This window comes from Streptomyces sp. NPDC059900, from assembly GCF_050270335.1.
Lineage (GTDB): Bacteria > Actinomycetota > Actinomycetes > Streptomycetales > Streptomycetaceae > Streptomyces.
In genome coordinates this window covers 1-6,192 of sequence record NZ_JBNNJZ010000491.1, presented here as the reverse complement: position 1 = coordinate 6,192, position 6,192 = coordinate 1, and the positions used below count along the sequence as shown (strand labels likewise).

The 6,192-nt window shown below is 70.0% G+C and carries 4 protein-coding genes; 3 read left to right on the top strand and 1 reads right to left on the bottom strand.

The window, feature by feature from the left end; translation table 11 throughout:
- Together ACQKIP_RS37075 and ACQKIP_RS37070 are read left to right on the top strand one after the other, a co-directional pair.
- Positions 1 to 938, top strand: a 938-nt coding sequence (locus ACQKIP_RS37075) for a carboxylate-amine ligase (protein ID WP_427745144.1), incomplete at its 5' end; no start/stop codon positions are given.
- A 140-nt stretch (positions 939 to 1,078) separates the two neighbouring features.
- Entirely contained in the window at positions 1,079 to 2,233 is a 1,155-nt protein-coding gene (locus ACQKIP_RS37070) for a lipase (RefSeq protein WP_365866849.1), read from the top strand.
- A 102-nt stretch (positions 2,234 to 2,335) separates the two neighbouring features.
- Here the strand turns inward: ACQKIP_RS37070 and ACQKIP_RS37065 are convergent, their stop codons facing one another.
- Complete coding sequence (locus tag ACQKIP_RS37065) at positions 2,336 to 4,231, bottom strand: SMI1/KNR4 family protein (RefSeq protein WP_365866847.1); 1,896 nt, start codon at positions 4,229 to 4,231, stop codon at positions 2,336 to 2,338.
- Between the two features lie 392 nt (positions 4,232 to 4,623).
- On the opposite strand from ACQKIP_RS37065, the gene ACQKIP_RS37060 reads away from it, so the two are divergent.
- A complete protein-coding gene (locus ACQKIP_RS37060; protein WP_427745143.1) occupies positions 4,624 to 5,907 on the top strand; it encodes a PAS domain-containing protein in 1,284 nt (427 codons plus the stop codon).
- The last annotated feature ends 285 nt before the right edge of the window (positions 5,908 to 6,192 follow it).

Sequence of the window (6,192 nt, the reverse complement as noted above, 5' to 3'; positions counted from 1 at the left end):
TCCGCACCCTGCCCCACACCGACCTCACGGGCCTGCGCAAGGATCTGCGCCTGAGCCGCCAGGCAGTCGCGCGCGCCGCTGCCCGCCTGGGGCTGCGCATCATCTCCAGCGGCACACCCGTCCTTGGCCAGCACACTCCCCCGCCCCTTTCGGCCGGGAAGCGCTACGCAGAGAGTCTGGCCACCTTTCGTGCCCTGGACCACGAACAGACCGTGTGCGCCTGCCACGTCCACGTCGAAATCCCCGACCTCGCCACCGCGCTCGCCGTCAGCAACCACCTGCGCCCCTGGCTGCCCGCGCTGATCGCCCAGTGCGCCAACTCGCCCTACTGGGACGGTCAAGACACCGGCTACGACAGTTGGCGCACTCTGACCTGGAGCCGCTGGCCCGTAGCGGGCCCCCCGCCCTACTTCGAGTCCGCTTCCCACTACGAGGCCCTCGTCGGCCGGCTCATCACCAGCCGCACACTGCAAGACCGCGGCGGCGTGTACTGGGACATCCGCCCCTCTCACCACCTGCCGACCCTGGAGATCCGGGTCGCCGACGCCGCGCCCACCATCGACGACACCCTTCTCCTGGCAGCCGTCGTCAAAGGTCTCACCGCCGCCGCTCTCAGCGCCGTGCGCGCCGGGCAGCCCGCGCCGCGTCCGGAAGCAGAGTTGCTGCGGGCCGCGTACTGGCGCGCCGCGCGCGACGGCAGCCGGGGGCAGAGCATCGACTTGTCCACCGGCAGGCTCCAGTCCGCCGCGCGCCACCTCGGTCGGCTCCGCGACACGGCGTTGTCCGCGCTGGCCCCCGACGACCTCGCCGCTGCCCGCACCGCCCGTTATCGTCTCGCCGGGCAGGGCAACGGAGCCGACCGCCAACGAGCCGCCTACCTCCCCCGCCACAGCCATCCTGACGTCATCGACCACCTCATCCACCAGACGACCGCTTGAACGTTGGCGGCCCCTTGGCCGGATCTCCGGTGGCGCCGCACACCAGAACGTCGATCGATTGTCATCGAAGTCGACGATCACTAGGTTGAGTCGGCGACGGCGCAATGGCATCACGTGTCTGCGCCCCGGGGGCAGGAGAGATGACGGTGGCAATGCGGGCGGTACCGCTGACGGGCGGGCCTGTGGAGCTGCGGGGTGCGCTGGACGTAGAGATCACGCCGACGGGTGTAATGCCGTCCCGGTTGCCCGCGTGGACCAGGGAGCAGTATCAGGATGCGGGGGTGCACGGGGCGGCGGTGATGCCGTCGGGCGTGCGCCTGGTCTTCCGTACTGACGCGTGTGCGCTGGAGTTCGAGATACTCACCTCCACAGGGCAGCTCGACAGCGACCCCGGGCTCCGCCCGACCGGGATGCTGGAGCTGATGGTGAACGGCACCCTGGCCGCACGTCGGCAGGCACCGGTGGGCAACGTGCTGCAGATGGCCGGTCCCGGGCAGGTGCGGCGGGTGATTCCGGGCGAGCCGGCGGTGGTGCGGTTCGCCGGGTTGCTGGCCGGCATGAAGGACATCGAGCTGTGGCTGCCGCAGCAGACTCCCACGGAGCTGGTGGCACTGCGCGCCGACGGCGACGTGCTGCCGCCGCGCTCGGAGGGTCGGCGCTGCTGGGTGCACCACGGCAGTTCCATCAGCCACTGCATCGAGGCCGACGGCCCCACCGGTACGTGGCCGGTGGTGGCGGCCGCACTGGGCGGGGTGGATGTCATCAACCTCAGCCAGGCAGGCAATGCGCTGTTGGACCCCTATGTTGCCCGTACGATCCGCGACATGCCCGCCGATCTGATCAGCCTCAAGGTCGGCATCAACATCGTCACGCTGGCTGCCTTCCGGCTGCGGACGTTCGGTCCCGCGGTGCACGGTTTCCTGGACACCATCCGGGACGGGCATCCGGACACCCCGTTGCTGCTGATGTCCCCGATCAGTTGCCCGGCCTTCGAGGACAGTCCCGGGCCCGCCATGATCAGCCCGGACGGGAAGGTCACCTCCGTGGGCGACCCGGCGCAAGTGGCCGCCGGGGCGCTGTCGCTGGCGGTGGTCCGCGCCGAACTGGAACGGATCGTGAACGTACGGCAGCGACACGACCCGCATCTGCACTATCTCGACGGCCGTGAGCTGCTGGGCCCCAATGACACGGACGACCTGGCCGACGGCCTGCACCCCACCGCAGTTGCCTACCGCCGGATGGGCAAACGCTTCGCCGCCCACACCTTCGCGGACGACGGCCCCTTCACGCCATGAGCCGCGAGCAAGGTGAGCGCATCGCCCCGCGCGGCGGCACGGCCACGTCCTGATCTCCAACGGTGCGAGACCAGAGACGTGCCATGCCGTAGGCGGCCCGGGTCAGAACCGATGCCGTCCGAAGCTCAGGTAGGCAAAGCCCTCGCCCGCGCGCGGAGCCCGGGTCCAGGAGCGGGTCGTGCACATGGGCAGGCTGCCCCGGGTCAGTGCGAAACAGGGCAGAGAAAGCCCCAGTTCGGCGTGCAGGGCTTCCAGTACGCGTTTCTCTGCGTCGAGTTGCGTCTCATGTGCACCGAACAGCCGCCCGGGGCTGAGGGCCTCGGGGATGGAGCCGGAGGCCTGGATGTCCGCGCCCCGCACGGTGAACGCGTAGAGCTCCTTGCCCCGCTCGGCCACCGACAGATGGAATGCGGCCGGGTGGCCGTCCCTGTCGTGGCTCAGCGGCTCGCGCCAGACCACCACCACGCGGCCCGGCGCGGATATGGTCGGCGCGGGTGACTGGAACAGGTGGTTCATGCTGCGCGACGAGTGGCCGTCGAAGGCGAACGCCCACCCTTGGGCAGTGAGGCCGACGACGACCTCCGCGCGGTCTTCCCACAGCTCCACGCCCTCGCGCTCGTGGTTCTGCCGCATCCGCCGATGCGCACTGTGCGCTTCCACCGGCGTGCTGAGTTCGGCGCCCTCCTCGCCGATCAGGGCCGGCAGCGTGGAGGGGTCGACGCCCTCGGCCCAGATGCAGCGGTAGCCGTCGCAGGGCCGCCCGAAGGGCCCGGCGGTCATCAGCCAGGTCAGGCCCGGCGGGTCGAGATCCGGCGCCGGTTCGGGAAGGGGGCCCGGCTCACCGGCGCGCGGCGTCGCAAGGATTTCCCGCCCGCGTTCGGGGGTGATGAGCGGGGCCAGGATCGGATCGGACAGCAGTCCGAGCGGCGCGATCAGCTGCGGTCCGGGAGCCTCCCAGTGCACGAGAGCTTTGCGCAGCACGCGCCACGCGGCATCGGTCGCACCCCAGCGAGCCGTTTCGCGGGCTTCGGCGACCGCCCGGCCCCACACACCCGGCGGCGCATAGCGATAAGTGCCCTCATGCATCGCGCGGAGCAGGTCCTCGGCGACTTCCCTTGCGACGCCACGGGCGGCCATCATCCCCAGCCAGTGGTCGTCGCCGTCCTGCCGCCGTGAGCCGGACGCCGCTTCCCGGGCCTGCACCGGAAGCAGTTCGGGAAGATAGCGCGGATCGGCCACCAAGAGGCCGTAGTCCTGACTGCCGCGCGGAGCCTGCAGATGCTGGATCTGGCGCAGCATCCAGAAGCTGTGCGGCCGGCCGAAGGAGGCTGCCTCCTCGAGCAGGGGCAGGGCGTCTTCGTAGCGTCCGCGCAGCGCAAGGAGGCGGGCGTTCTCGACGTGTGCGTCCTGGGCCCGTGTGGTCGCGTTGTCGAAGTCGGGGCGCTCCACCCGATCGGCGTGGAAGGCTCGGTACATCGCCTCCATGTACGCGCGGAACGAGGGATAGCGGTCCGGGAATTCACCGCTCCAGCCCTTGTAGATGTAGAGCGCCCACTCGCCGTCGTCGTCGCGGTCGCCCGGGTCGAGCAGGGCCAGCGTCATGTCGGAGTCCGTCTCCAGACGCAGCGACCGCGCCCACATTCCGGCCAGCAGCACCTCCTTTTCGCTCGGGTCCTCGTCCAGGTTCTCCGTGTACAGAGCGGTCAAGTCATACGGGTCGCGGCTCCAGTCGATGTCCGCGACTCCGCCGAGCTGATAGACCCCGGCCGTCTGGTCCACGTGCCACCCGTCGCTCACGGCAAGAAATTGCCGATACGAGGGCGGCAGCCGCAGCCCCAGACGCTTCTCGGCAGCGGCTATCTCCGCCTCGCTCGCCCCGGGGTTGGCCGGAGTGAGGGCATTGCCCTCGCCGTCCTCCTCCTCATGGTCCGCGCGCGGGACCCACTCCTCCTGCCAACGGCCGAGGAACGTGCTCCAGTTGAAAGACTCGTCGCTCATGAGCAGGAGCCTGCCATCCGGCACTGACACTCGCCGTCCGCCGCTACTTCCATGGCACCCTCTACTGGTTCGTCCGCCTCGACGTGCTGGGTGTACAGCAGCCCGCCGGGCATGGCGCGTTCGTAGGGCCGGTGGGGTCCCTGCACGGCGAGCAGCAGCGATCCGTCGATTTTCAGAAAGGTCCGGCAAGTCGGACCGGAGGGTGCCATGTTCGACGGCGTTCGTCTTCTGTCGTGCGCGTTGTCGAATCCAGTGGGCGGGCCCCCGCAGGAACGTCGGTCAACACGGGGCATGCACAGGTGCCCGGTATCGCATACGGCTGCTGGCGTCCGCCTCGAGTGGCTACGCTCTGCAATCAGCCGTCTTCGTCCGATACCGGGAGGTGTGTGCTGGTGCATGACACGCTGCGGACCACATCCGACAGTCCCTTGTTCAAGGTAACCACGGCGCCGTATCTGCTGCTGGATACGGACTTCTACATCCGCGGTGTCAACCCGGCCTATCTGCGTGCCACCGGACGCTCGCGCGAGGAACTGATCGACGCGTTCCTCTTCGACGCCTTCCCCGACAACCCCGGGGACCCGGGTTCGACCGGCGTGCGCAACCTCACCGCGTCACTGGAGCGGGTCATGCGCCGCGGCACCCCTCATGACATGGACATCCAGCGTTACGACATCGCCGAATCCAGGGCCCCCGGCGTCTTCCGCGTCAAGGCCTGGAGTCCTGTCAACTCCCCGCTGGTGGACGCCGATGGGCGCGTCGTGGGCGCCCTGCATCATATCGAGGACATCACCACGGTGTACGAGTCGCTGCACCATGCCGGGGGGATCGGGGCGAAGGATGGCACGGGGCAGCCACCGGTGCTGCTGCGCGGCGCGATGCGGGCCCTGGCCTTTCACCAGCGCGCCCTCCGGGCGGCCGGACCAGTGGTGTCGGCTGACCTGTCAGATGCGGGTGCGGGCGGCGCCGGTGGCGTGTCGGCGGCCGGTCTCGCCCGGCGGGACGAGTTGTGGCACGGGATCACCCACGCCGCCCGTCAGGGCCCGCCCGGCCGTGGATGCCTCGCCGCGGTGTGCGACTGTGCGGTGCGGGAGTTGCCCGGTACCGACGCCGCCGTGATCACCCTGCACGGTAGCGGGTCTGACAACGTCCAGCTTGCCGTCACGTCCCTGTGGGGGCAGCAGGCCGAGGAACTGCAGTGGGTCACCGGCAGCGGGCCGTCGCTGACCGCATTCGCCACCGGCGAGCCTGTTCTGGTGCCCCTGCTTGACCAGCCCAGCTCCAGTTGGCCACTGTTCACGGATGCCGCGTGCCGTATCGGCGTCGGTGCCGCGTTCGCCTATCCCCTGTCCACTGCCACCACGACCGTGGGCACCCTCACCCTCTACCACCGCGGCAGGGGGATCACTCAACCACCCGCCGACGCCGAGGTGTTCGCCCAGATCGCCACCGCTGTGCTGCTGGCCGACCTGAAGGGCGATATCAGCGAGCAGGCCAGGACCAGCGCCGATCAAGGCGACATCAACACCGCGATCGGCGTCCTCTCCGTCGCCCAGCAGATCAGCACGAACGACGCCCTCGCCTGGCTGCGCACCACCGCCCGGGCCAAGGCCATGTCCCTGGCCGACTTCGCCCGCGAGGTCCTTGCCCGGCGACCACCCGCAGCTCCGCACTGATGAGCTGACTCCGTCGAAGATATCGAGCCTCCAAGAAGCCGGTGAGCGCACGAGTCGGCCGGTCGTGGGCCCGGAAGGGCTCGACACCCGCCCCGGCCGCCGCATGCGCCCCGCGCCGGTCCGCCCTCCGCTAGCCGGGCCCGCCAGCAAGCGGGGCGCACTGCACCGCTCAATGAGGTGGCCGCCAACGCCGTCGGAGGCGCGGGAGGGAGCACTCACCCGATCGGTGCCGGCAACGGCTATGCCCCCGCCACTCACAAACCCCGGGCCTGCCTCGTCGTACTA